Source organism: Streptomyces sp. BBFR25 (assembly GCF_044590125.1).
In the GTDB taxonomy this organism is placed as follows: Bacteria; Actinomycetota; Actinomycetes; order Streptomycetales; family Streptomycetaceae; genus Streptomyces; species Streptomyces canus_D.
On sequence record NZ_CP172447.1, the window covers coordinates 1,898,759 to 1,922,395 of the forward strand.

Below are 23,637 nucleotides of genomic sequence, written 5' to 3' on the forward strand. Positions count from 1 at the left end.
GGCCTCACCGGCGCGGCCCTTCCCGGACCGCCTCGATGTGCTCGGCGACGGCGACGACGATCAGCCGGGTGTCCGCCACCGTGGCCCGCCAGCGGTGCCGCACCCCGCCGGTGAGGTACAGCGTGTCGCCGCGCCCGAGCCGGTAGGCGCGGCCCTCGGCCTCGATCTCCACGGCGCCCTCGGCGACGAACATCAACTGGTCGTTGCGGTACTGCAGTTCCCGGCCGGCGTCGTGGTCGCCGGTGAACTCGGAGGCGTGCATCTGGTGGTGCCCGCGCACCAGGGAGCGCACCCTGGGTGCCAGCTCGGGGTCGGGGTCCTCGGCGCGGACCACGTCGACGCTGCACGCGGGGTCGGCCGCGGCGAGCAGCTCCACGGCGGTGGTGCGCAGGGCGTCGGCCACCTTCTCCAGGGAGGTCTGGCTGGGCCGCGCCCGGTCGTTCTCGATCTGGCTCAGGAAGGGCACGGACAGGCCGCTGCGCTCGGACACCACGGCGAGGGTGAGTTCGAGGTCCCGGCGCCGCCGCCGTACGGCCGCGCCCACCCGGAGGTGCTGATCTTTGTGGTCGCCCATCGCTCCGGCTCCCTCCTTCGCCCGTCGTCGTACCGTCACCGTGCCCCGTGCGGGGCGCCGGCCTCCTGATGAGTTCTCTGCACCCTACGCATGTTCGGCAAACCGTTTCATGCGGCCGTCACATCGATGTCACGGTGCGGTGGCCGCGACCTCACGTTTCTCGCCATCGACGGACCGGTCCGCGGGCCCTACCGGTTCAAGGCGTGGGCGGTCCCGCATGTTCCCGCCAGCCGCTCGCGCCCCGGTCGGGGGATGCTCAGGCCGGGGCCTGGCGCTCCGTGGTTGGCCGAATTCCTACCGTGGCCGGTCCGGGAACGACCCGAGGGGCGGGCCCGGCGGCGCGCCGTCAGGAGACGCCACCGGGCCCACCCCTCGGGGTGACCGTCACTGCATACCGCGCTGTTACGGGGTCATCCGGCCGACCATGTCCGGGTGGTCCTTGAGCCAGGCGGCGACGGCTTCCTCCTCCTTGCCCTGGCCGCGGTCCTTGATCTCGGCCTCCAGGCTGCCCAGCTCGTCCTCGCTCATCTTGAAGTTCTTGATCCACTTCGTGAGCTGCGGATACTGCTCGGGGAAGTCCTTGCTGGAGATGGTCCGGATCGTGTTGCCCTCGCCGAAGGCCTTCTTCGGGTCCTTCAGCTTGGTCAGCTCGTAGTCGCTGTAGGCCCAGTGCGGGGACCACAGGGTGACCGCGACCGGCTCCTTCTTGGCGAGGGCGCGCTTCAGCTCGGCCAGCATGGCGGGCGTGGAGCCGTCGACGACCTCGTACTCGTCCTCGAGGCCGTAGCCCGTCAGGACCTCGTTCTTCAGCAGCTGCATCTCACCAGTACCGGGCTCGATGCCGATGATCTTCCCGTCGAACAGGTCGCTCTTGCCCTTGAGGTCGGCGAGGGACTTGACGTCCTTCACGTACGAGGGGACGGCGATCTCCAGGGAGGTCGGTTCGTACCAGGTGCCCAGGTCGACGAGGTTGTCCTTGTGCTTGTTCCAGTAGTTGCTCTGGGCGTAGGGAAGCCACGCGTCGAAGTTGAGGTCGATGCCTCCGGAGGCCAGCCCGGTGTAGACCGGGCCGACGTCCATCTGCTTCAGGTTCATCTTGTAGCCGCGCCGCTCGAGGACGTTCTTCCACAGGTAGGTGACGGCGACGTCCTCCTCCCAGGGGAACCAGGCGACGTCGAGGGTCCGCTTGGCCTCGGCGGGGGTGCCGCCGCTGCCGCCCTCGACCGGGGCGAGCTTGTCGACGACGCCCGGGTTGGCCTTGAGCCAGGTGCGGACGGCGTCCTGCTGCTGCCCCTTGCCGGCCTTGTTGATCTCGGCCTCCAGGCTGGTGAGCTGCTTCTCCGTCATGGAGAAGTCCTTCAGCCACTTGGCCACGACCGGGTTGTCGTCCGAGAAGCCCTTGCGGGACAGCGAGTGCACGCCGTCGCCCTTGCCCCAGGCGCCCTTGGGGTCCTTCAGCTTCTTCAGCTTGTAGTCGTTGTACGCCCAGTGCGGGGACCACAGCGTGGTGACGATCGGTTCCTGCTTGCTGTAGGCCCGCTTCAGCTCGGCCAGCATCGCCGGCGTGGAGCTGTCGACGACCTTGTACTCCTTGTCGAGGCCGTACTCCTTGAGCACCTTGGTCTTGAGCAGGTTCATCTCACCGGCGCTGGGCTCGATACCGGTGATCTTCCCGCCGAAGAGGTCGGCCTTGCCCTTGAGGTCCTCGAGGGAGTTGATGTCCTTCATGTACGCCGGGACGGACAGCTCCAGCGACGTCTGGTCGTACCAGGAGCCGAGGTCCTCGAGCTGCTTGCCGTACTTCTTCCAGTACTGCTCGTGCGTCGTGGGCAGCCACGAGTCGGTCTGGAAGTCGATGTTGCCCTGGGCGAGCGCGGTGTAGAGCGGGCCGGCCTCGAACTGCTTGGCCTCGACCTCGAAGCCGCGCTGTTCGAGGATCTCCTTCCACAGGAACGTGGAGGCGACGCCCTCGTCCCAGGGGATGTAGCCGATGGAGACCTTCTTGCCCGCGCCGACGTCCTTGCCGCCGGCGGCCGTGGCGGTGTCGTCGGAGCTGCCGCCGAACATGCCCATGCCGCCGGCCACCAGCGCGAGGATCACGATGCCGATCACGGCGACCTGCGGCTGGGGGCGGTAGGACCAGATCTTCAGACCCTTGGCGGCGCGTGCCTTGGCGGCGGCCCGGCGGCCCAGCGGGGAGACGTGCGTGCCCAGCGCGCTGGTCATGCGGTCCAGGTAGATCGCCAGGATCACGATGGCGACACCGGCCTCGGCACCGAGGCCGACGTTGAGCTGGCCGATGGACTCCATGACGTCGCCGCCGAGGCCGCCGGTGCCGACCATGCCGGCGATCGCGGCCATGGACAGGCCGAGCATGATGACCTGGTTGACGCCCGCCATCACGGTGGGCAGCGCCAGCGGGAGCTGGACCCGCAGCAGGGTGTTGCGGGGGGTGGTGCCGAACGCCTCGGCCGCCTCGACCAGTTCCTTGTCGACCTGGCGGATGCCCAGCTCGGTCATGCGCACGCCGGGGGCGAGGGCGAAGATCAGGGTGGCCACGATGCCCGGGGCGGAACCGGTCCCGAAGAACAGGATCGCGGGGATCAGGTAGATCATCGCGGGCAGCGTCTGCATGAAGTCCAGGACCGGCCGCACGAAGGCGCTCACCCGGTCCGAGCGCGCCGCCCAGATGCCCACCGGCACCGAGATGACCAGGGCGATGATCGTGGCGACCAGCAGGAGCGCCAGGGTGACCATCGCGTTCTCCCACAGACCGAGGGAGTCGATGAAGGCGAATCCGACGAAGGAGAGGACACCGGCGACGGTGCCGCGCAGCCAGAAGGCCAGCACGGCGAAGATGCCGGCGAGCAGCAGCGGCTCGGGGGCCTGGAGGACGGCGTTGATGCCGTCGTAGGCGCCGGTGAAGACGCTCTTGAAGAAGGTGAAGAGCCAGGAGACGTTGTCGAGCAGCCAGTCGACGCTGCTGTTGACCCAGTCGCCGAGGGGGATCCTAGGCACGGCTGATCACCTTCTTGCCGCCCTTGTCCCGCGGGTTGTCGCAGACGCCGGGGACGACGTCGTCCTCGTCGCCGAGGAAGCCGATGAGGCGCTGGGCCGGGACGACGCCGACCAGGCGGCGGTCGCCGTCGACCACCGCCACCGCGTGGGGCACGCGGGCGCTGATCGCGCACAGCTCCGAGAACGGCGTCTGGGGCGTGGCGGTCTCGCAGTCGCAGTCCGCCTCGTCGCCGCGCACGTCGGTCTCCATGACGGAAGCGGTGGTCAGGACGCGGGAGCGGTCGACGTCCTTGGTGAAGGAGGCGACGTAGTCGTTGGCGGGACGTATCAGGATGTCCTGCGCGGTGCCTATCTGCACGATCCGGCCGTCGCGCATCATGGCGATGCGGTCGCCCAGGCGCATGGCCTCGTTGAGGTCGTGGGTGATGAAGACGATGGTCTTCTTCAGGGTCTTCTGCAGGTCGAGCAGCTGGTCCTGCATGTCGCGGCGGATCAGCGGGTCGAGGGCGCTGAAGGACTCGTCCATCAGCAGCAGGTCGGCGTCGGTGGCGAGCGCGCGGGCCAGGCCGACCCGCTGCTGCATGCCGCCGGACAGCTCGTCGGGCCAGGACTTCTCCCAGCCGGCCAGGCCGCACAGGGCGAGCGCCTCGTCGGCGCGGCGCTCGCGCTCGGCGCGGGGCACGCCCTGCACTTCGAGACCGTAGGCAGCGTTGTCACGGACGCTGCGGTGGGGGAAGAGCGCGAAGTGCTGGAAGACCATGCTGATCTTCCTGGAACGGACCTCGCGCAGCTCGCGGTCGCTGAGCTCGGTGAGGTCCTGGCCCCCGAAGCGGACGTGCCCGGCGGTCGGCTCCGACAGACCGTTGAGCATGCGCAGCAGCGTGGACTTGCCTGATCCGGACAGTCCCATGACCACGAAGATCTCGCCGGGCTCCACGGTGAAGGACGCGTCGATGACCGCGGCGGTGGTGCCGTCGGCGCGCAGTTCCTCCCGTACGTCTTCCTGGCGCAGTCGCTGGACTGCCTGGTCCGGTTTCCTGCCGAAGACCTTGTACAGGTTCTCGGCCTCTAGTCTGGCTGACACGCTTACCTCTTGGCTCGGGGGCAGGGACGGGGCCCAAAGCTCCCCTAACAGTTGAATGCATCAACCAGCTTCGGCCCGGCTGCGCGCCTGCCCCGATCCTTATGCGCCAAACATTTGAGTGATTCAGTTCACATGCCCGCCGCCCCTCCCCCGCACCACCTGCGGCATGATGCGAGGCGTGACCGGACGACTGATGCTTCTCGACACCGCCTCCCTCTACTTCCGCGCCTACTTCGGCGTGCCGGACTCGGTGCGGGCGCCCGACGGCACGCCGGTGAACGCCGTGCGCGGGCTGCTGGACTTCATCGACCGCCTGGTGAAGGACCACCGGCCCGACCATCTGGTGGCCTGCATGGACGCCGACTGGCGGCCGCAGTGGCGGGTGGAGCTGATCCCCTCCTACAAGGCGCACCGGGTGGCCGAGGAGCGCCCGGCGGGCCCGGACGAGGAGGAGGTGCCCGACACGTTGTCCCCGCAGGTGCCGGTCATCGAGGCGGTCCTCGACGCGCTCGGCATCGCCCGTGTCGGCGTGGCGGGATACGAGGCGGACGACGTCATCGGCACCTACACCGCGCGGGCCACCGGCCCGGTGGACATCGTCACCGGCGACCGCGACCTGTACCAACTGGTCGACGACGCCCGCGGCGTGCGCGTGCTCTACCCGGTCAAGGGCGTCGGCACGCTCAACCTCGTCGACGAGGCCGCGCTGCGCGAGAAGTACGGCGTCGACGGCGGCGGGTACGCCGATCTGGCGCTGCTGCGCGGCGACCCGAGCGACGGCCTGCCCGGGGTGCCCGGCATCGGCGAGAAGACGGCGGCGAAGCTGCTCGCCGAGTTCGGGGACCTGGCCGGGATCCAGGCCGCCGTCGACGACCCGAAGGCGAAGCTCACGCCCACGCAGCGCAAGCGGCTGACCGAGGCCGCGCCGTATCTCGCGGTGGCCCCGAAGGTCGTCCGGGTGGCGGACGACGTGCCGCTGCCGGACACGGCCACGGCGCTGCCGCGCGGCCCGCGCGACGCCGGGGCACTGGACGCGCTGGCGGCCCGCTGGGGGCTCGGCGGGTCGCTGCACCGGCTGCTGACCACGCTCACCACCTGAGCGGCGGCACGCGGCACCGGTTTCCAGGGGTCACTCACAGGTTCGGGATGCTAGCTTAGGTATACCTAACTCGGGGAACCGCACGCAGGGAGCAGGGAGGCCGTCATGGCAGACCGTCCGGCACGCAAGCCGCGCAAGCCGCACACCGCGCAGGTCGTCCGCACCGAGCGGCTGACCCCGCACATGCAGCGCGTGGTCCTCGGCGGCGAGGGGCTCTCCGCGTTCGCGGCGGACACCTGCACCGACCACTATGTGAAGCTGCTCTTCCCCTCCGGGGGCGCGACCTATCCGGAGCCGTTCGACATGGAGCGGATCCGCGAGGAGTTCCCCCGCGAGCAGTGGCCGGTGACCCGGACGTACACGGTCCGCCACTGGGACGCCGAGCACCGCGAGATGACGCTGGACTTCGTCATCCACGGCGACGAGGGTCTGGCCGGGCCCTGGGCGAAGCGGGTGCGGCCCGGCGAGGAGATCCACTTCATGGGCCCCGGCGGCGCCTACGCCCCCGACCCCGCCGCCGACTGGCATCTGCTCGCCGGTGACGAGAGCGCCCTGCCCGCGATCGCCCGCTCCCTGGAGGCGCTGCCCGACGGCGCCCGCGCCTTCGCGTTCGTCGAGGTCGAGGGGCCCGAGGAGGAGCAGAAGATCGACTCCGACGTGGAGGTGGTCTGGCTGCACCGCGCGGGCCGTCCGGTCGGGCAGGCCCTGGTGGAGGCCGTGCGTGCGCTGGAGTTCCCCGAGGGCAGGCTGCACGCGTTCGTCCACGGCGAGGCGGCCTGCGTGAAGGACCTGCGCCGGTACCTGCGGCTGGAGCGCGAGGTCCCCCGCGAGGACCTGTCCATCTCCGGCTACTGGCGACTCGGCCACAACGAGGACGGCTGGCAGGCCTCCAAGCGGGAGTGGAACGCCCGCATCGAGGCCGAACAGGAGGGCACCACGGCGGCATAACGGCCGCGCCGGCCCACGACCGATGCCTGCACGGCCGGGCGCACCCCGGCCCCGTTGCCCTCCGCGGCACAGCCCCCGCTGGACACCGGCCGCGCCCAGTGACACCCCCGGCGGACCACCCGGTATCGGCGGTTCCGCGGGCGGCGCGCGTGTCAGTCGCCGCGTACGCGTGCGTGCAGGTGCATGTCGTGCCACCCGTCGGGGTGGAGCACGGCGCGGCGCTTGGTGCCCTCCAAGGCGAAGCCGGTCTTCTGCGCGACCCGGCACGAGGCCTCGTTGGCCACGGCGTGCAGGAGTTCCAGGCGCTGGAAGCCGATCTCGTCCAGGGCCCAGTGGGCGAGGGTCCGCGTGGCCCGCGCGGCGACGCCCCGGCCGCGGGCGTCCGCCGTCGTCCAGTAGGCGACCTCGGCCTCCCCGTCGCCGAGCACCCACTCGCGGAGCGCGACCCGGCCGAGCAGCCGGTCGTCCGCCGCGTCCGCGACCGCCCACTGGACGCCGCTCTCCTGCTCCCAGGCGCGCTGCCACTCGGTGATCCAGCCCCGCACCTCCTCCTCGGAGTCGGCGGCGCGGACGTGCCACTGGTGCATCACCGGGTCCTGGAAGGCCGCGTGCACGGCGGGCGCGTCCTCGGTGCGCCAGGGGCGCAGCACCAGCCCGTCGCCGGTGGGGAGCGTGGGCTGCGGGGTGCGGGAGAGGGTGCCGGCGGCGAGGACCGGGCGGGTGAGGAAGGGCATGGGCGGCATCCTGTCAAGGGAGCCGAGCGGCGGCCCAGCGGTTTTCCGGATCGGCCCGGCCGACTCGGACCGCCGCCGCGGGTCACCGCCTCGTACGCTGGCAGGTGATGAGACGCCGTACCCCTCCCCCGCCCTCGCCCCTGCCGCAGCGCGACGGCATCGACGCGGTGCGGGTGCGGCTGCCCGCGGACGGGCCGTGGGCCACGGTGCGGGAGCACCTCACGGAGCGGCTGTCGGGCGCGGGCGCCGGGGTGGTCGACGGCATGTTCGACGCCGGGCTGTTCGTCGGGGCCGACGGGCGCCCCGTGGCGGGCGACGCGCCGTACGAGCCGGGCATGTTCGTGTGGTTCCACCGCGAGCTGCCCGCCGAGGTTCCGGTCCCCTTCCCGCTGGAGGTCGTGTACCGCGACGAGCACATCGTCGTCGTGGACAAGCCGCACTTCCTCGCCACCACCCCGCGCGGGGGCCACGTCACGCAGAGCGCGCTGGCCCGCCTGCGCCGCGAGCTGGGCATCCCGGCGCTCGGCGCCGCGCACCGCCTGGATCGGCTCACGGCGGGGCTGGTCCTGTTCACCGTGCGCCCCGAGGAACGCGGCGCGTACCAGGGCCTGTTCGCCGACCGGCGGGTGCGCAAGGAGTACGAGGCCGTCGCCCCGTACGACGCGGCGCTCGCCCTTCCCCGCACGGTCCGCAGCCGGATCCTGAAGGAGCGCGGAGTGCTCGCCGCCCGCGAGGTCGACGGCGAGCCGAACGCCGTGACCCGCGTCGAACTGCTCGCACACCGGCCGGAGGGCGGGCTCGGCCGGTACCGGCTGGTTCCCGGCACCGGCCAGACGCACCAGCTGCGCGTGCACATGAACGCGCTCGGCGTGCCGATCCTCGGTGACCCCCTCTACCCGGAGGTGGCCGCCCCCGTGCCGCCCGGTGACTTCCGGCGCCCGCTGCAACTGCTCGCGCGGGAGCTGGCGTTCACCGATCCGGTCACGGGGCGCGAGCACCGCTTCCGCAGCGGCCGGTCCCTGGGCGCCTGGACGGCGTACGAGGACTGGGCCGCGTAGGCGGACCCGGATCGGCCGGCCGTCAGTAGCCGCGCCACCAGCGCAGGAAGCGCTGCCAGGCACCGCGAGGAGGAGCCTGGTCCGCGCCCGGTGCCTGCTGGGGCCGGGCGGCCGCCGCCGACACGGGCTGCGGCGGCTGGGACGGCAGCGGTGGCTGCGTCCGCTCCTCCGGCTTCGAGAGGCCGACGTGCCAAGTATCGCGCGGCGGCGGGGCCGGGGCGTGGCTCGGCTGCTGCATGACGTCCTGCTGCGCCCTGGGCTCGAACCGCACCGGCAGCTCCACCAAGTGCCGCGAGGCGATCGACGACCGCCACCGCAGGTCGTCCTCGTCGCAGGCGAGCTGGACGTCCGGCAGCCGCATCAGCAGCGCGTCGATACCGGCGTCGGCGATGGCCCGCCCGATGTCCTGGCCGGGGCACTCGTGCGGGCCGCCGCCGAAGGCGAGGTGGGCGCGGTTGCCCATCATGCTCGCGTTCAGATCCGGACGGATGCGCGGGTCGACGTTGCCCGGGGCGATGCCGAGCAGCAGGCCGTCACCGGCGCGGATGCGCTGACCGCCGAGTTCCGTCTCCTGCTTGGCGAAGTAGGCGAAGACGGTGCTGAACGGCGGCTCGTCCCACAGGGACTGCTCGACCGCCTGGGGCACCGTCATCTGGCCGCCGCTGAGCTGGGCGCGGAAGCCCGGGTCGGTGAGGACCACGCGCAGCACGTTGGCGATGAGGTTGACGGTCGCCTCGTAGGCGGCCAGCAGGACCACCCTCAGGTGCTCGCGGACCTCGTCGTCGGTGAGGCCCGCCGGGTGGACGACGAGACGGCCGGCGATGTCGTCGGCCGGGTCGGCCCGGCGGGCGGCGGTGAGCCGTCCCAGCGCCTCCATGACGTAGGCGTGGCTGGCGATCGCCGTCTCGGTGCCCTTGAGGGTGTCGCGGGCCGCCTCCACCAGCCGGTCGTTGTACTCCTCGGGCATGCCGAGCAGATGGCACATCACGCCCATCGGCAGATGCTCGGCGAACTGGCTGACCAGGTCGGCGCGGCCCTCCTCGCAGAACCGGTTGACGATGCGCTGGGTGTAGCGCTTGATGTGCCGGCGCAGCTCCCGGTAGTCGAGGTCGGACATGGCGCTGGTGACCGCGCCGCGCAGACGCTTGTGCTCGTCGCCCTCGGCGTGGGAGCAGATGGGCTGCCAGGCGATGTGCGGCATCAGCGGGTGGTCGGGTTTGACCATGCCCTCGTTGAGCGGGGTCCAGATCCGGCTGTCGCGGCAGAACTGGGCGGGGGTGCTCACCATGTGCAGGTTCTCGGCGTGCCCGAGGACCACCCACATGGGTACGTCGTCGTGGAGCAGCGCGGGCGCCACGGGCCCGTGCTGTTCGCGCAGCTTCTCGTACAGCTCCTCCAGGTCGTCCGCCTCGTGCAGCCGGTGCAGTCCGCCCGGCCCGAGGCCGTGCGCGGGGCAGCCGGGCGGTGGTTCGAGCAGGGGTTCGCCCGTTCCGGTCGGGGAGTGGCTTTCAGGCGTCACAGTCTCGCTCCGCAAACAAAAGGTGTGGTCACGTCAGGGGGTGTGGGTGGGCGCGCGGCTCAGGTGAGCGCGCCCTTCATGGCGAGGGCGTGCAGGAAGCGCATCAGGGTCATCAGGACGTCCCGGCTGGAGGCCCGGCGCCGCACGTCGCAGTCGAGGATGGGGATCTCCTCGGGCAGGTCGAGCGCGGTGCGCAGTTCCGCGACGGGGTAACGGGGCGCGTCCGGGAAGGTGTTGACGGCGACGACGAAGGGCACGCCGCGCTCCTCCAGGCGTCCCATGACGTCGAAGCTGACCTCCAGGCGCCGCGTGTCAACCAGGACGACCGCGCCCAGGGCGCCTTCGAACAGGCCGTTCCACAGGAACCAGAAGCGCTCCTGGCCGGGCGTGCCGAAGAGGTACAGCACCAGTTCGTCGGTGATGGTGATGCGGCCGAAGTCCATGGCGACGGTGGTGGCGGTCTTGGACGCGGAGCCGTAGTTGTCGTCGACGCCGATGCCGGCCTGGGTCATCGTCTCCTCGGTGGTCAGCGGTCTGATCTCGCTGACCGAGCCGACCATGGTGGTCTTGCCGACCCCGAAGCCGCCCACGATGACGATTTTCACGGCGGCCTCGGCCGTGTGCGGCAGCCGGTCCTCGGTCCGTGGGCCCGGGATCGTGTCAGAGCTTTTGAAGTCCATGCATCACCGCTTCGAGGAGGTTTCGGTCGGCGACCTTCTGGCGGACGATCGGGGCGCGGGCCTGCACCAGTTCCGACGCCAGCAGGTCGGTGAGCAGCACGGTCACCACACTGAACGGCAGGCTCAGGTAGGCCGACAGCTCGGCCACGGACAGGGGTGCGGCACACAGTCGCAGCAGCGCGGCCTGTTCCGGTGTGGCGGACACCGGGGGGTCGGCGCGGGCCACGATCAGGGTGACGAGGTCGATGTCGGCGCGTTCGCCGCCGCCCTCGCCGCCGATGACGAAGAGCCGCTCGGGGTTGCTGAGTTCGCCCTCCTTGGCGGGCGGGTCGGGAGGGGCCGGCGCGGCGGGCCGCTCCGGCTCCGGGGATCGCCTCTGGCGCCTGGGAGGAGTCATACGGTCTGCCCGTTGCGCCGTGCGGGACTGGTCAGATGGGGGCCGATGCGGGCGACCAGGTCGGCCATGCTCAGGCCCATCCGGCCGGGTTCGCAGCGGACGTCGGAGAGCACGGCGAGATAGGCGTTGGGTCCCGCGGCCATCAGGTAGAAGTAGCCGCCGTTCATCTCGATGAGCACCATCTTCATGTCGCCGTCGCTGGTGGGGATCTCCTGGCTGACGGCGCTCGCCAGGCTCTGCAGGCCCGCGCAGGCGGCGGCGACCCGGTCGGCGGCGTCCGGGTCCCCGGAGTAGCGGGCGATGCGCAGGCCGTCGGCGGAGAGCACCACGATCATCTCGATGCCCGGGACGCCGTCGTAGAGGTCCCGGAGCATCCAGTCGAACTTGCCTTGCTGCTCGATCACTTGAGGTTCCCCTCGTCGTCTGCCGGGGCGTGGGCCGGCTCACTGCTGCTGGACTGCTGCTGGGCCTGGGTGCTGCCCGGGTGCTGCTTGAGCCCCTCCCAGAAGGCGCCGATGAAGTGGCCCGGGGGGAGGCCGCCCTGGTCCTTCTCCTGCGCGGGCTCCGGCTCGGCGGGCGCCGGGATGCCGTTGCGGGCGCGCTCGGCGGCCTGGCGGGCCTCGCGTTCGGCGTCCTCCCGCTCCCACGCCGCCTGCTCGGCGAGGCGCTGGCTGAGCGGCATCTTGACCCGGCTGCGGCGCTGCGGGAGGCCGCCCGCCGTCCACTCGGTCACCTCGGGAACGTCGTCCTCCATGGAGACCGAGGCGGGGATCCGGGGACTGGTGGGGCGGCGCTTCTTGGGCCTGCGCTGCGGCCCGGGCAGGGCGTCGGGGCCGGGGGTGGGGATCGAGGTGGCGCCGATGCCGTGGGCGAGGCCGACGCCGGGCTCGGTGGTCATCATCTTGCTGGGCACGATGAGGATGGCGCGGACGCCGCCGTACGCGGAGGCGCGCAGCGAGACGTCCATGCCGAACTGGGTGCACAGCCGGCCGACCACCGACAGGCCCAGGCGCGGGTGGTGGGCGAGGTCCTGCACGTCGGTGCCGCGCTTGGCCTGTTCGAGCAGGCCCTCGATACGGGCGCGGGACTCCTCGCTGAGGCTGACTCCGGCGTCCTCGATCTCGATGCACACCCCGCTCTGCACCTCGGTCGCGGTGACGTGCACCTTGGCCGCGGGCGGCGAGTAGCGGGTGGCGTTGTCGAGGAGTTCGGCCGCGGCGTGGATGACCGGTTCGACGGCGGTGCCCTTGATGTTGACCTTGGCGATGGAGGCCAGGTTGATCCGGCGGTACTCCAGGATCCGGGACATGGCGCCGCGCAGCACGCTGTACAGGGCGACCGGCTGGGGCCACTGGCGGCCGGGCCGGCCGCCGCCGATCACGGAGATGGAGTCGGCGAGGCGGCCGATCAGCGAGGTGCCGTGGTCGATGCGCAGGAGGTCGTCGAAGACCTCGGGGTTGCGCCCGTGGTCCTCCTCCATCTCGCGGAGTTCCTTCTGCTGCTGGTGGACGATCGCCTGGACACGGCGGGCGATGTCGACGAAGGAGCGCTCGGCGGACTCGCGCATGGCGTCCTCGTGGTCGACGATCTCGCAGACCATGCGGACCAGCTTGCGCTGGGGCTCGCCGAGTTCGGCGTAGGTGGGGTCGATCTCGGCCAGGCGGTTCATGATCTCGCGGGGCGTGGCGCCCCGGCGCATGTACTGCAGGACGTTCGGGATGACCTCGGAGCCGAGGCGGACCATCTCCTCATGGTGGTTCGCGGCCCGGTGTTCCAGATACGCGGTGTGACGGGCGTGCTCGGCGCGCTGGTCTCGCAGCGCGCGGCCGCGGCGCACCGCTTCGGCGCCCGCGGCGATCACCAGGACGGTGGCGACGGCACCGCACAGGCCGACGGCGAGCCGGGCCGGTTCCGTCACGAGGGCGACGGCGGCCCCGGTGGCCGCGGCCATCAGTATGGCCGGCAGCAACAGGGTGCGCGCGTAGGGAAGTTCACGGCGACCTGGAGGGGAATCAACACTCACCATGTAGGCCCTCTGAAACGAATCGGCGGGGATGGGAAAGCTTGCGTCGGGGTATGTCTGGGAGTTGTCGGGATCTTCGGCGCATTGGGAACAAGCGCGCGAATACACCTCAACTCGGTGCGCTGCGGGCGAGCTTAGTCCGGGGGGATCATCGCCGTGTCATATTCGGCAAGCACCTGAAACGGGCGTGGGGACTGGAGTATGGTCGGGCCCATTTGCACGACGGGGAGTCATTCGAACACGTGGAGTAATGCCCCGAGGGTTCTCGAAAATCACTCACCGTGATGGGGGAAAGAGGCGCCGGGGCCCCGGAACGCGCGAAGGCCCGGCGGGGTCACCGCCGGGCCTTGCTGGGGTGGGGCTCAGCCCACGGACGAGTAGGCGACCACCCCGCGCAGCAGTTCGTCGACCGCCTTGCGCGCGTTCTTCGGGACGGTGGAGCCGTCACCGGGCGCGGCGGCCGAGATCTGGCCGAGGACGTCGATGACCTGCTTGCACCAGCGCACGAAGTCGCCGGCCGGCATCTCGACCTCGCGCAGCACCTCGTCGAGGCCCTTGCCGGAGGCCCACATGTACGCCGCCCAGGCGAAGCCGAGGTCGGGCTCGCGCTGGCCGACCCCCTCGGTCTGGCTGATCCGGAAGTCCTCCTCCAGGGCGTCGAGGCGGCCCCAGATGCGGACCGTCTCACCGAGCGCGGCCTTCGCCTTGCCCGAGGGCACCTTCGGCGCCATCGCGTCGTCGGCGACCCGGGACTCGAAGACCAGCGCCGAGACGCAGGCGGCCAGCTCGGCCGGGGACAGCCCCTCCCACACGCCTTCGCGCAGGCACTCGCTGGCGAGCAGGTCCAGCTCGCCGTAGAGCCGGGCCAGGCGCTTGCCGTGCTCGGTGACCTCGTCGCCGCGCAGGTAGTCCAGCTCGGTCAGCAGCGCCACGATCCGGTCGAAGGTGCGGGCGATGGTGTTGGTCCGGCCCTCGATCCGACGCTCCAGCTGCGAGGTGTCGCGCAGCAGCCGGTGGTAGCGCTCGGCCCACCGGGCGTGGTCCTCGCGGTCGTCGCAGCCGTGGCAGGGGTGGGCGCGGATCGCCTTGCGCAGCCGGGCGATCTCCCGGTCGTCGGCGGCCTGGGAACGCTTCTTGCGGGCCCGCTCCGGCGGGATGTGCCCGGCCTTGGTGCGCAGCGCGGAGGCCAGGTCGCGGCGGGACTGCGGCGAGCGCGGGTTGAAGGACTTGGGGATCCGCATCCGGTCCAGCGCCTCGACGGGCACCGGGAAGTCGATCGACGCCAGCCGCTTGACCTGCCGCTCGGCGGTCAGCACCAGCGGGCGGGGCCCGTCGTGGTGGTCGAAGCCGCGGTGGCCGTTGGACCGCCCGGCGGGCAGCCCCGGGTCGAGGACCAGGGCGAGGCCCGCGTACTTGCCCGTGGGCACGTGGATGACGTCGCCCGGCTTCAGCTTCTCCAGCGCCACGGCGGCCTCCGCGCGGCGCTGGTTGGCGCCCTGTCGGGCCAGCTCCTGCTCGCGGTCCTTCAGCTCGCGGCGCAGCCGGGCGTACTCGTCGAAGTCGCCGAGATGGCAGGTCATGGAGGCCTTGTAGCCCTCCAGGCCCTCCTCGTTGCGCTGCACCTGACGGGAGATGCCGACGACCGACTTGTCCGCCTGGAACTGCGCGAAGGACGTCTCCAGCAGCTCCCGCGAACGGTGCCGGCCGAACTGCTCGACCAGGTTGACCGCCATGTTGTACGACGGCTTGAAGCTGGAGCGCAGCGGATACGTGCGGGTGCCGGCCAGTCCCGCGAGGTGCTCGGGGTTCATGCCGCGCTGCCACAGCACCACGGCGTGGCCCTCGACGTCGATGCCGCGCCGGCCGGCCCTGCCGGTGAGCTGGGTGAACTCGCCGGGGGTGATGTCGGCGTGCTGCTCGCCGTTCCACTTGACGAGCTTCTCCAGCACGACCGAGCGGGCGGGCATGTTGATGCCGAGGGCGAGCGTCTCGGTGGCGAAGACGGCCTTCACCAGACCGCGGACGAACAGCTCCTCGACGACCTCCTTGAAGGTCGGCAGCATGCCGGCGTGGTGGGCGGCGATGCCGCGCTCCAGCCCCTCCAGCCACTCGTAGTAGCCCAGGACGTGCAGGTCCTCGCGGGGGATGGAGGAGGTGCGCTCCTCGACGAGGGCCCGCACCCGCTCCCGGGCGCCCTCGTCGTTGAGCCTGAGGCCCGCGTACAGGCACTGCTGGACGGCGGCCTCGCAGCCGGCCCGGCTGAAGATGAAGGTGATCGCGGGCAGCAGCCCCTCGGAGTCCAGCCGCTCGATGACCTCGGGCCGGCTCGGCGTCCACACCCGCGAGCGCTGTCTGCGCTCCCGCTCCCGGTCGGCCTCCTTCATGGCGCGGCCGCGCCTGCGGTCCTGGTAGGACGGGCGGCTGGCCTCCAGGCGTGCCATGCGCGTGAGGTCGGGGTTGACGGCCTTCTTGTGGCCCTCCGCCTCCTCGAACAGGTCGTACATCCGGCGCCCGGCCAGCACGTGCTGGAACAGCGGCACGGGCCGGTGCTCGGAGACGATCACCTGGGTGTCGCCGCGCACGGTGTCGAGCCAGTCGCCGAACTCCTCCGCGTTCGACACGGTCGCCGAGAGCGACACCAGGGTCACGGACTCGGGGAGGTGGATGATCACCTCCTCCCAGACCGCGCCGCGGAACCGGTCGGAGAGGTAGTGCACCTCGTCCATGACCACGTGACCGAGGCCGAGGAGGGTCTGGGAGCCCGCGTACAGCATGTTGCGCAGGACCTCGGTGGTCATCACGACCACCGGGGCGTCGGAGTTCACGCTGTTGTCGCCGGTGAGCAGGCCCACCCGGTCGGCGCCGTAGCGGCGGCACAGGTCGGCGTACTTCTGGTTCGACAGGGCCTTGATGGGGGTCGTGTAGAAGCACTTCCTGCCCTGCTGGAGGGCGAGGTGGACGGCGAACTCGCCGACGATCGTCTTGCCGGAGCCGGTGGGCGCGGCCACCAGGACGCCCTTGCCCGCCTCGAGTGCCTGACAGGCCTCGATCTGGAAGGGGTCGAGGCCGAAGTCGTACATCTCGCGGAAGGAGGCGAGCGCGGTGGCCTGCTCGACAGCGCGCTGACGGGCTGCCGCGTACCGCTCGGCCGGTGAGAGATCCTCTGTCATCGTGCTTTCGAGCGTACCGGCCCGCACTGACAACCGGACGATCATTATCGGGATCGGCCGTGTGGGGGTTCCGTGGGGGCGGCGACGCCTGCCGTCACCGCCCCGGCGGTCCTCAGGTCACGTCGTCGTAGCCGTTGACCCGGTCCTTCGTGGCCTGCTCGGGCAGCGCATGGGCGGTGGTCACGGGCTCGACCTCGCCGATGTCCTCGGGGGTGAGGTCCAGGTCGGAGGCTTCGTCGACGTCGGGCTCCAGGGCCTCGCGGCGGGCCTTGCGACGGTCGTTCACCAGGGAGAAGACGACCGCGGCGAAGTACAGGACCCAGATCGGTCCCGCCAGCAGGAGCATGGTCAGGGGGTCGGTGCTGGGCGTGGCGATGGCGGCGAACAGCGTGATGCCCATGATCATCGCGCGCCACCAGCCGAGCATGCGGCGGCCTGTCAACACGCCGGTGAGGTTGAGCATCACCAGCAGCAGGGGCAGCTCGAAGGAGAGACCGAAGACGAGCACCATGCGCGTGACGAGATCGAGCAGCTCGTCCAGTGGCAGCAGGTTGTCGACGTCGCTCGGCGTGAACTCGATCAGCACCTCCGCGGAGGTGGGCAGCACCGCGTAGGCGAAGTAGGCGCCGATGAGGAACAGCGGGGCGCCGGTGGCGACGAACGCGTAGGCGTACTTCTTCTCGCTCCGGTGCAGGCCCGGGGCGACGAACGCCCACAGCTGGTAGAGCCAGACCGGCGAGGCCAGCACGACACCGGCGGTCAGGGACACCTTCAGCGCCAGGGTGAAGGGGCCGAGCAGACCGTTGATGGTGATCTGCGCGCACGGCTCCGAGCCGGCCTGCGACTGGGCCAGCTCCGCGAACGACTTCTCACAGCCGATCGACTCGAGGATCGGCTCGGTGAGGAGGTTGATGATCTCCTGATAGAAGAAGGCGGCGGCCACGGTGACGACGACGATGGCCAGCAGCGCCTTCGCGAGCCGGTTGCGGAGCTCACGAAGGTGCTCCGCGAGCGGCATCCGCCCTTCGGGATCCTTCTCCTTGTTGCGGGCAGACTTCAGCAACCCACGTTCCCATCTCGTGCGGCGGGCCGGAGGTCACCGGCCCTGCGTCAGCGCTTGGTCGTGTCCGTCGACTCGGTGACCGGCCGGGAGCTGGTCACGTCGCCGGGGGCGGCCTGGATGGTGCGCTGCGCCGCGGACTGCTCGGGGCCCGGCGGATCGGCGGGGGCGGCCTCGTCGGACTTGGCCTCGCTCTTCATGGCCTTGGCCTCGCTCTTGAGGATGCGTGCCGACTTGCCGAGCGACCGCGCCATGTCCGGAAGCTTCTTCGCGCCGAACAGCAGGATGATGACGACGAGGATGAGAATGATCTCGGGGGCGCCGAGCCTTCCGAACATAAGTCTTTACCTTCTCACCGAGGCGGCTGGGTGGGGGTGCTGTCCGACCGGCCGGACATACGTCCGATCGATCGTCTTGTGCAGCGATCGTAACGCTCAGGGGTGAACGTGAGGCAATCCCCGTGCGTACTCCCGTCCGCGACCGGGCCTCGTTTTCCTGGCCGCGACCAGCAGCGTACCGCCCGCGACCCGTGAGGTGACAGGGCGAAGTGCCCCAAAACGTAACTCACACCGGCCCGTCGGGTCACCGGCGCCACTTCGCCGCATACTTCCGCGCGTTCACAAGGCGTCCACGGCGCGGGCGGCGCTCTCGGTCGCGCGCTCCAGGTCCTCGGCGGCCCGGCTGATGCGGCGGGTGGAGTCCGTCACCTGCCGACCGAGGCGCTGCGCCTCCACGAACACCTTCACGGCGAACACCGCGAGGACGGCGAGACCCAGGAAACCCACGGCAACCGCGAACATCGGCCAGAACATGACGTCGAGACTAGACCGTCGAGTGCAGCCGCAGGGTCCTGACCCCGCCGCCGGTGAGCAGCTCCACGACCCGCTCCCCCGCCGGCTTGCGCACGGCCGACCCGCACTCGGGGCAGGTGAACGAGTAGAAGGTGGTACGGCTGGTGGCGCCGATGGCCAGGCGCAGGGCGCTCGCGGCGAGTTCGAAACGGCCCCGGCAGTCCGGGCAGCCCGCCTTGAACACGACCGGTGACACGCGTCTCATGCCGGCGAACGCGGTCGCCGCCGTCATGCCCGGCCCGGACGGCCCGGACTGCCCTGTGGGTCCGGACGGTCCGGGCGGTCCCAGGGGGTCGCTCACCGTGCTCGCTCCTGCCTGCCGTGCTGCCCGTCGACCGTCCCGGCCCCGTAGGGTGCCTCGATCCCGTCGTACGCGGCCAGCGCCTCGCGGGCGGCCCGCCGGGCACTGTCGGCGAGCGCCGACGGGGACACGATCCGGCCGTCGCGGCCCAGCCGCAGCGCCAGCCGCCGCAGCGAGGCGGGGTCGGGGGTGCGCAGAGTGATACGCAGACCGCCGTCGGGAAGTTCATCGGCGCTGTCGTGCGGGTAATACTCGGCGACCCAGCGGCCGCCCGGGCCGACCTCGACGACGACCTCGGGGTCCTCCGCGGCGGGCTGCACCAGCCCCTCCGACAGGTCCCGCAGCTCCACCTCCGGCGGTGCGGAGGGCTCGTCCAGGATGCGGATCTCGGCGACCCGGTCGAGCCGGAAGGTGCGCCGGGCCTCGGAGCGGCGGCACCAGGCCTCCACGTACGTGTGCCCGACGCTGACCAGGCGGATGGGGTCGATCTCGCGCTCGGTGACCTCGTCGCGGGCCGGCGAGTAGTAGCGGATCCACAGCCGGCGGCGCTCCGAGATGGCCCGGTCGACGTCGGCGAAGACACCGCCCTCGGACTCGAAGGTGACGGACAGGCGCGAGCTGGCACCGGCCGCCTCACCGGCCGAGGTCTCCACCTTCGCGGTCGCCCGCAGCAGCGCCTGCCGGTCGCTCTCGCGCAGCCCCGGCAGGGTCGCCACGGCCCGGGCGGCGACCAGCAGCGCGGTCGCCTCGTCGGCGGCCAGCCGCAGCGGCTCCGCGGCGTCCGCCCCGAGAGCGGCCGGGTTGTGCCACCAGATGCGCTCGCCGTCGGTGTCGATGTCCAGCAGATCGCCGCCCCGGAAACTGGTCCCGCACATGGGCAGCACGTCGAGGTCGGAGACCAGCTCGTCCTCGGTGATGCCGAAGGCGCGGGCCACGTCCTCGATCCGGGCGCCGGGGCGCTCGCGCAGATACGTCACCAGGGACAGCATCCGTCGGGTCTGGTCGATGGCGTTCACGGGCCTGACCGGTTTGCCTGCCACAGTGTTGTCCGCTCCCCCTCAGCCCTTGGCCACGGCACGCAGCCGGTCCACCACGTCCGCACGCAGCTCGGCGGGCTCCAGCACCACCACGTCCGGTCCGAACTCCACCAGCCAGGCGTCCAGGCCGTGCCCGTACGGAATCTCCAACTCGTCCCAGCCGTCACCGAGTTCCCGCACCCCGGTGGCCTTCGCCCGAAGGGGGTAGCCCGCGCCCGCACGCAGCCGGATCAGTGCGGAACGGTCGGCACTCTCCCCCGCCCAGCTCGCGACCGTCTCCCGGACGGTGACGACGTCGGGCACCGGTGCGGTGAAGCGCGATCCGCGCGAGCGCACCTTCCCCGTGATCCGCGACAGCCGGAACACCCGCTCGGCACCCCGGTCGCGGTCGAAGCCCGCCAGGTACCAGTGGCCGCGCCAGCACTCCAGCGCCCACGGCTCCACGAGCCGGGGCTCGGGCTGGGCGGCATTCGCCTTGCGGTAGTCGAAGACGACCGGCCGGCGGTCGCGGCAGGCCAGCATCAGCGGCTCGAAGGCCGCCTCGTGCACCGGGATGCGGGGCTCCAGCGCGCTGTGCGGCTCGTACGGGTCGACGTCCTCGGGCAGCCCGGCGGCCCGCAGCTTCTGCAGCGCGCCGCTCGCGGCACCGGCGAGCCGGGCCTGCTGCCACACCTTCGCGGCCAGCCCGAGGGCCGCGGCCTCCTCGGCGTCCAGGGTGATGGGCGGCAGCCGGTTGCTGTCCCGGCGGGCCAGATAGCCGATCTCGCCGTCCAGGCTCTCCACGGTCTCGATGACCAGTCCGAGTTCGCGCAGGTCGTCCTTGTCGCGCTCGAACATGCGGTTGAAGGAGTCGTCGGAGCCCGCCTCGAGATAGGCCTCGACCGACTCGCGCAGCTCACGCTTGCTGAGTGGCCGCCGTGTCCCGAGCAGACACAGCGCCAGGTTCATCAGCCGCTCGGCCTTGGCAATGGCCATCGACGCCCTTCTCCCTATGGTGCTTACGACGGATGACCGTACCGCCCCGTGGTGGCGCGGCAAAAGCCGAGGGCCCATGCCCGGACAGGCATGGACCCCAGGTGACCGGCTCCGATCGCCGGCCGTTCGTACTTCGATCAGACTCCGAGCAGATCGACCACGAAGATCAGCGTCGAGCCGGGCGGGATCGCCGGGGTCGGGCTCTGGTTGCCGTACGCGAGGTGCGCCGGGATGGTCAGCTGGCGGCGGCCGCCGACCTTCATGCCCTGCACGCCCTGGTCCCAGCCCTTGATGACGCGACCGCCACCGAGCGGGAAGCGGAACGGCGCACCGCGGTTCCAGCTGGCGTCGAACTCCTCGCCCGTGCTGAAGGTCACGCCCACGTAGTGGACGGTCACGGTCTGACCGGCCTCGGCAACCGGGCCGTCGCCCTCCCAGATGTCCTTGATCTCGAGGTCCGCCGGGGGCTCGCCGCCCGGGAAGTCGACCTCGGGCTTGTCGATGCTCACGTGTTCAGCTCCTGCTTGTCTGCGGAAAGGCAACGGCCCAAGTCTTACATCTTTGAGGCGTCACATCTTCGCGAGGATGTCCACGGAGAAGACCAGCGTGGAGTCCTTCTCGATGCCGCTGCCCTCCGGCGGGCTGTCGCCGTACCCCAGGTCCGGCGGGATGACGATGAGGACGCGGCTGCCGACCTTCCTGCCCGTCAGACCCTGCGCCCACCCCTTGACGACCTGCTGCAACGAGAACGACGTCAGCTGCTTCCTGGCGTACGTGGAGTCGAACTCCTTGCCCCCGTCCCACAGCACGCCCTCGTACTGCACCAGCACACTGTCCTGGGCACCGACCTCGGCGCCGTCCCCCTCCAGGACGTACTCGGCGGCGAGCTTCTTCGGCGGGTCGCTCTTCGGCACCTCGATGGACGGCGCCTTGCCGTCGGTGTTGGTGCCGACCTTCGGCAGGGCGGCGTCGTCCTGCGCGACCTTCTTGCCGTCGGCGCTGCTCCTGGCGTTGAAGGTGTCCTGGATGTCGACCACGAACACCAGCGTGTCGTCGCCCTTGATACCCGCCTGCTCGTTGCCCTGCTCGCCGTACCCCCAGGTCGGCGGCACCGAGAACTGGACACGGCTGCCGGTCTTCTTGCCGGCGAGCGCGTACCGCCAGCCGTCGATGATGCTGCCCTGGGCGAGCTGGATCACCAGAGGCGTCTTGCGGTCGTAGGAGTTGTCGAAGACCTTCGCGCTCTGCCAGACCTGGCCGAGGTAGTTCGCCGTGATGAAGTCGTTCTCCGCGACGGCCTTGCCGCCGCCCGCGATGACCGTCTTGACCGCGAGGTCCTTGGACGGCTCGCCGCTGCCCTTGGCGACGGTCGGCTTCTCGTCGAACTTCGTCCCCGCCGTGATCGCCGGCAGCGGACCGTCCACGATCTTCGGCGGCGGAGCGGCCGACGTGGCCGACGCCTCGGGCGACGCGCTGTCGCTCGCGTTGCTCGATGAGCCGGAGTCGTCACTGTCACCGCAGGCGGCGAGCGTGACCAGTCCCGTGGGGACGGCGATGAGGAGTGAGCGTCGGCGCACGGTGGGGGCCTCGTATCGGTATCGGGTCGGTCCTGTCGGCTGGCGTGCGCGCAACTCTACGGCGTGAGAAGGGCACCGCACGGCTAACGTACGGTGCCCGTGTGGCGTTCCGCGCTTTCACGCGAAGACGCCTCTCTCACCCGTCCGGCCTCACGCCGCCCGGATCACATCCCGGCGATCAGCTTCTCCACCCGGTCGTCCACCGACCGGAACGGGTCCTTGCACAACACGGTGCGCTGCGCCTGGTCGTTGAGCTTGAGGTGGACCCAGTCGACGGTGAAGTCCCGGCGCTGCTCCTGGGCCCGCCGGATGAAGTCGCCGCGCAGCCGGGCCCGAGTGGTCTGCGGCGGAACGGACTTGCCCTCGAAGATCTTCAAGTCGTTGGCGACCCGGGCGGCCTGGCCCTTCCTCTCGAGCAGGTAGTACAGACCACGACGCCGGTGGATGTCGTGGTAGGCGAGGTCTATCTGCGCGACCCGCGGGTGCGACATGGTCATGTTGTGCTTGGCCCGGTACCGCTCCAGCAGCTTGTACTTCATGACCCAGTCGATCTCGGTGCCGATGCGGTCGAGGTCCTCGGCCTCGATGGCGTCCAGCGTGCGGCCCCACAGCTCCAGGACGCGCTCGACGGTGCCGGTGCGGATGCCGCGGCGCTCGCAGAAGTCCACGGCCTTCTCGTAGTACTCCCGCTGCACCTCCAGCGCCGACGCCTCCCGGCCGCTGGCCAGACGCACCTTGCGGCGCCCGGTGATGTCGTGGCTGACCTCGCGGATCGCCCGGATCGGGTTCTCCAGGGTCAGGTCCCGCATCACCGTGCCCGCCTCGATCATGCGCAGCACCAGGTCGGTGGCGCCGACCTTGAGCAGCATGGTCGTCTCGGACATGTTCGAGTCGCCCACGATGACGTGCAGGCGCCGGTAACGCTCGGCGTCCGCGTGCGGCTCGTCGCGCGTGTTGATGATGGGCCGGGACCGGGTCGTCGCCGAGGAGACGCCCTCCCAGATGTGCTCGGCCCGCTGACTGACGCAGTACACGGCACCGCGCGGCGTCTGCAGCACCTTGCCCGCACCGCACAGCAACTGCCGCGTCACCAGGAACGGAATGAGGATGTCCGCGAGGCGCGAGAACTCCCCGTGCCGGGCCACGAGGTAATTCTCGTGGCAGCCGTAGGAGTTGCCGGCGGAGTCGGTGTTGTTCTTGAAGAGGTAGACGTCGCCCGCGATTCCCTCCTCGTGCAGGCGTCGTTCGGCGTCCACCAGGAGTCCCTCGAGAATGCGCTCGCCCGCCTTGTCGTGGGTGACGAGCTCGATCACGTTGTCACATTCGGGTGTCGCGTATTCCGGATGTGATCCCACGTCGAGATAGAGGCGGGCCCCGTTGCGCAGAAAGACATTGCTGCTGCGGCCCCATGACACGACACGGCGGAAGAGGTACCGCGCCACCTCGTCAGGCGACAGGCGGCGCTGTCCCCTGAACGTGCACGTGACGCCGTACTCGTTCTCCAGCCCGAAAATGCGGCGGTCCATGACTGA

At 70.9% G+C, this 23,637-nt stretch carries 22 protein-coding genes; 3 read left to right on the top strand and 19 right to left on the bottom strand.

Annotation, left to right across the window (positions count from 1 at the left end):
* Nucleotides 1-4: 4 nt before the first annotated feature.
* From ACGH52_RS08570 to ACGH52_RS08580, 3 genes are all read right to left on the bottom strand, one after another.
* Nucleotides 5-574 (bottom strand): helix-turn-helix domain-containing protein, encoded by a 570-nt coding sequence (locus tag ACGH52_RS08570; protein WP_059299641.1) that lies wholly within the window; start codon nucleotides 572-574, stop codon nucleotides 5-7.
* A gap of 402 nt (nucleotides 575-976) precedes the next feature.
* Entirely contained in the window at nucleotides 977-3,592 is a 2,616-nt protein-coding gene (locus ACGH52_RS08575; RefSeq protein ID WP_399938446.1) for an ABC transporter permease/substrate binding protein, read from the bottom strand.
* A complete protein-coding gene (locus ACGH52_RS08580; RefSeq protein WP_399938448.1) occupies nucleotides 3,585-4,676 on the bottom strand; it encodes a glycine betaine/L-proline ABC transporter ATP-binding protein in 1,092 nt (363 codons plus the stop codon). Before ACGH52_RS08580 ends, ACGH52_RS08575 begins: the two co-directional genes overlap by 8 nt.
* Nucleotides 4,677-4,869: 193 nt before the next feature.
* Between ACGH52_RS08580 and ACGH52_RS08585 the strand changes: the two genes are divergently transcribed.
* Nucleotides 4,870-5,775 (top strand): 5'-3' exonuclease, encoded by a 906-nt coding sequence (locus tag ACGH52_RS08585; protein ID WP_063124370.1) that lies wholly within the window; start codon nucleotides 4,870-4,872, stop codon nucleotides 5,773-5,775.
* 105 nt (nucleotides 5,776-5,880) lie between these two features.
* Complete coding sequence (locus tag ACGH52_RS08590) at nucleotides 5,881-6,723, top strand: siderophore-interacting protein (RefSeq protein WP_121702673.1); 843 nt, start codon at nucleotides 5,881-5,883, stop codon at nucleotides 6,721-6,723.
* A 152-nt stretch (nucleotides 6,724-6,875) separates the two neighbouring features.
* Here the strand turns inward: ACGH52_RS08590 and ACGH52_RS08595 are convergent, their stop codons facing one another.
* A complete protein-coding gene (locus tag ACGH52_RS08595) occupies nucleotides 6,876-7,457 on the bottom strand; it encodes a GNAT family N-acetyltransferase (protein WP_399938451.1) in 582 nt (193 codons plus the stop codon).
* 107 nt (nucleotides 7,458-7,564) lie between these two features.
* On the opposite strand from ACGH52_RS08595, the gene ACGH52_RS08600 reads away from it, so the two are divergent.
* Nucleotides 7,565-8,515 carry an RluA family pseudouridine synthase gene (locus ACGH52_RS08600; RefSeq protein WP_059299647.1) on the top strand — a complete coding sequence of 317 codons (951 nt, stop codon included), beginning with the start codon at nucleotides 7,565-7,567 and terminating at the stop codon, nucleotides 8,513-8,515.
* 22 nt (nucleotides 8,516-8,537) lie between these two features.
* Here the strand turns inward: ACGH52_RS08600 and ACGH52_RS08605 are convergent, their stop codons facing one another.
* The 15 genes from ACGH52_RS08605 to pafA all read right to left on the bottom strand — a co-directional run bounded on the left by ACGH52_RS08605 (nucleotide 8,538) and on the right by pafA (nucleotide 23,631).
* Nucleotides 8,538-10,034 (bottom strand): cytochrome P450, encoded by a 1,497-nt coding sequence (locus ACGH52_RS08605; RefSeq protein ID WP_399938453.1) that lies wholly within the window; start codon nucleotides 10,032-10,034, stop codon nucleotides 8,538-8,540.
* A gap of 59 nt (nucleotides 10,035-10,093) precedes the next feature.
* Nucleotides 10,094-10,714, bottom strand: coding sequence for an ATP/GTP-binding protein (locus ACGH52_RS08610; RefSeq protein ID WP_059299649.1), 621 nt, complete (start codon nucleotides 10,712-10,714; stop codon nucleotides 10,094-10,096).
* Complete coding sequence (locus ACGH52_RS08615; protein WP_059299650.1) at nucleotides 10,695-11,111, bottom strand: DUF742 domain-containing protein; 417 nt, start codon at nucleotides 11,109-11,111, stop codon at nucleotides 10,695-10,697. The genes ACGH52_RS08610 and ACGH52_RS08615 overlap by 20 nt, the downstream gene beginning before the upstream one ends.
* On the bottom strand, nucleotides 11,108-11,485 hold the full coding sequence (locus ACGH52_RS08620) for a roadblock/LC7 domain-containing protein (RefSeq protein ID WP_167308645.1): 378 nt from the start codon (nucleotides 11,483-11,485) through the stop codon (nucleotides 11,108-11,110). Before ACGH52_RS08620 ends, ACGH52_RS08615 begins: the two co-directional genes overlap by 4 nt.
* 26 nt (nucleotides 11,486-11,511) lie before the next feature.
* On the bottom strand, nucleotides 11,512-13,137 hold the full coding sequence (locus ACGH52_RS08625) for a sensor histidine kinase (RefSeq protein WP_399938456.1): 1,626 nt from the start codon (nucleotides 13,135-13,137) through the stop codon (nucleotides 11,512-11,514).
* A 359-nt stretch (nucleotides 13,138-13,496) separates the two neighbouring features.
* Nucleotides 13,497-16,349, bottom strand: a complete 2,853-nt coding sequence (locus tag ACGH52_RS08630; protein ID WP_059299652.1) for an RNA helicase — start codon at nucleotides 16,347-16,349, stop codon at nucleotides 13,497-13,499.
* 67 nt (nucleotides 16,350-16,416) lie between these two features.
* The gene (gene tatC / locus ACGH52_RS08635) at nucleotides 16,417-17,367 is read right to left on the bottom strand and encodes a twin-arginine translocase subunit TatC (protein WP_121702676.1); all 951 of its coding nucleotides are present in this window, start codon (nucleotides 17,365-17,367) and stop codon (nucleotides 16,417-16,419) included.
* A 47-nt stretch (nucleotides 17,368-17,414) separates the two neighbouring features.
* Complete coding sequence (gene tatA, locus ACGH52_RS08640) at nucleotides 17,415-17,702, bottom strand: Sec-independent protein translocase subunit TatA (protein WP_399938458.1); 288 nt, start codon at nucleotides 17,700-17,702, stop codon at nucleotides 17,415-17,417.
* Between the two features lie 279 nt (nucleotides 17,703-17,981).
* Nucleotides 17,982-18,176 carry a hypothetical protein gene (locus tag ACGH52_RS08645; protein ID WP_059299654.1) on the bottom strand — a complete coding sequence of 65 codons (195 nt, stop codon included), beginning with the start codon at nucleotides 18,174-18,176 and terminating at the stop codon, nucleotides 17,982-17,984.
* Nucleotides 18,177-18,186: 10 nt separating this feature from the next.
* Complete coding sequence (locus ACGH52_RS08650; protein ID WP_079032934.1) at nucleotides 18,187-18,516, bottom strand: hypothetical protein; 330 nt, start codon at nucleotides 18,514-18,516, stop codon at nucleotides 18,187-18,189.
* A complete protein-coding gene (locus ACGH52_RS08655; RefSeq protein WP_210976735.1) occupies nucleotides 18,513-19,556 on the bottom strand; it encodes a YafY family protein in 1,044 nt (347 codons plus the stop codon). The genes ACGH52_RS08650 and ACGH52_RS08655 overlap by 4 nt, the downstream gene beginning before the upstream one ends.
* An 18-nt stretch (nucleotides 19,557-19,574) precedes the next feature.
* Nucleotides 19,575-20,528: a YafY family protein gene (locus tag ACGH52_RS08660; RefSeq protein ID WP_059299657.1), complete on the bottom strand. Its 954-nt coding sequence runs from the start codon at nucleotides 20,526-20,528 to the stop codon at nucleotides 19,575-19,577.
* Between the two features lie 137 nt (nucleotides 20,529-20,665).
* Nucleotides 20,666-21,037 carry an FKBP-type peptidyl-prolyl cis-trans isomerase gene (locus ACGH52_RS08665; RefSeq protein WP_059299658.1) on the bottom strand — a complete coding sequence of 124 codons (372 nt, stop codon included), beginning with the start codon at nucleotides 21,035-21,037 and terminating at the stop codon, nucleotides 20,666-20,668.
* 60 nt (nucleotides 21,038-21,097) lie between these two features.
* Nucleotides 21,098-22,105, bottom strand: a complete 1,008-nt coding sequence (locus ACGH52_RS08670; RefSeq protein ID WP_399938461.1) for an FKBP-type peptidyl-prolyl cis-trans isomerase — start codon at nucleotides 22,103-22,105, stop codon at nucleotides 21,098-21,100.
* A gap of 164 nt (nucleotides 22,106-22,269) precedes the next feature.
* Nucleotides 22,270-23,631, bottom strand: coding sequence for a Pup--protein ligase (gene pafA / locus ACGH52_RS08675; protein ID WP_210976737.1), 1,362 nt, complete (start codon nucleotides 23,629-23,631; stop codon nucleotides 22,270-22,272).
* Nucleotides 23,632-23,637 lie beyond the last annotated feature (6 nt).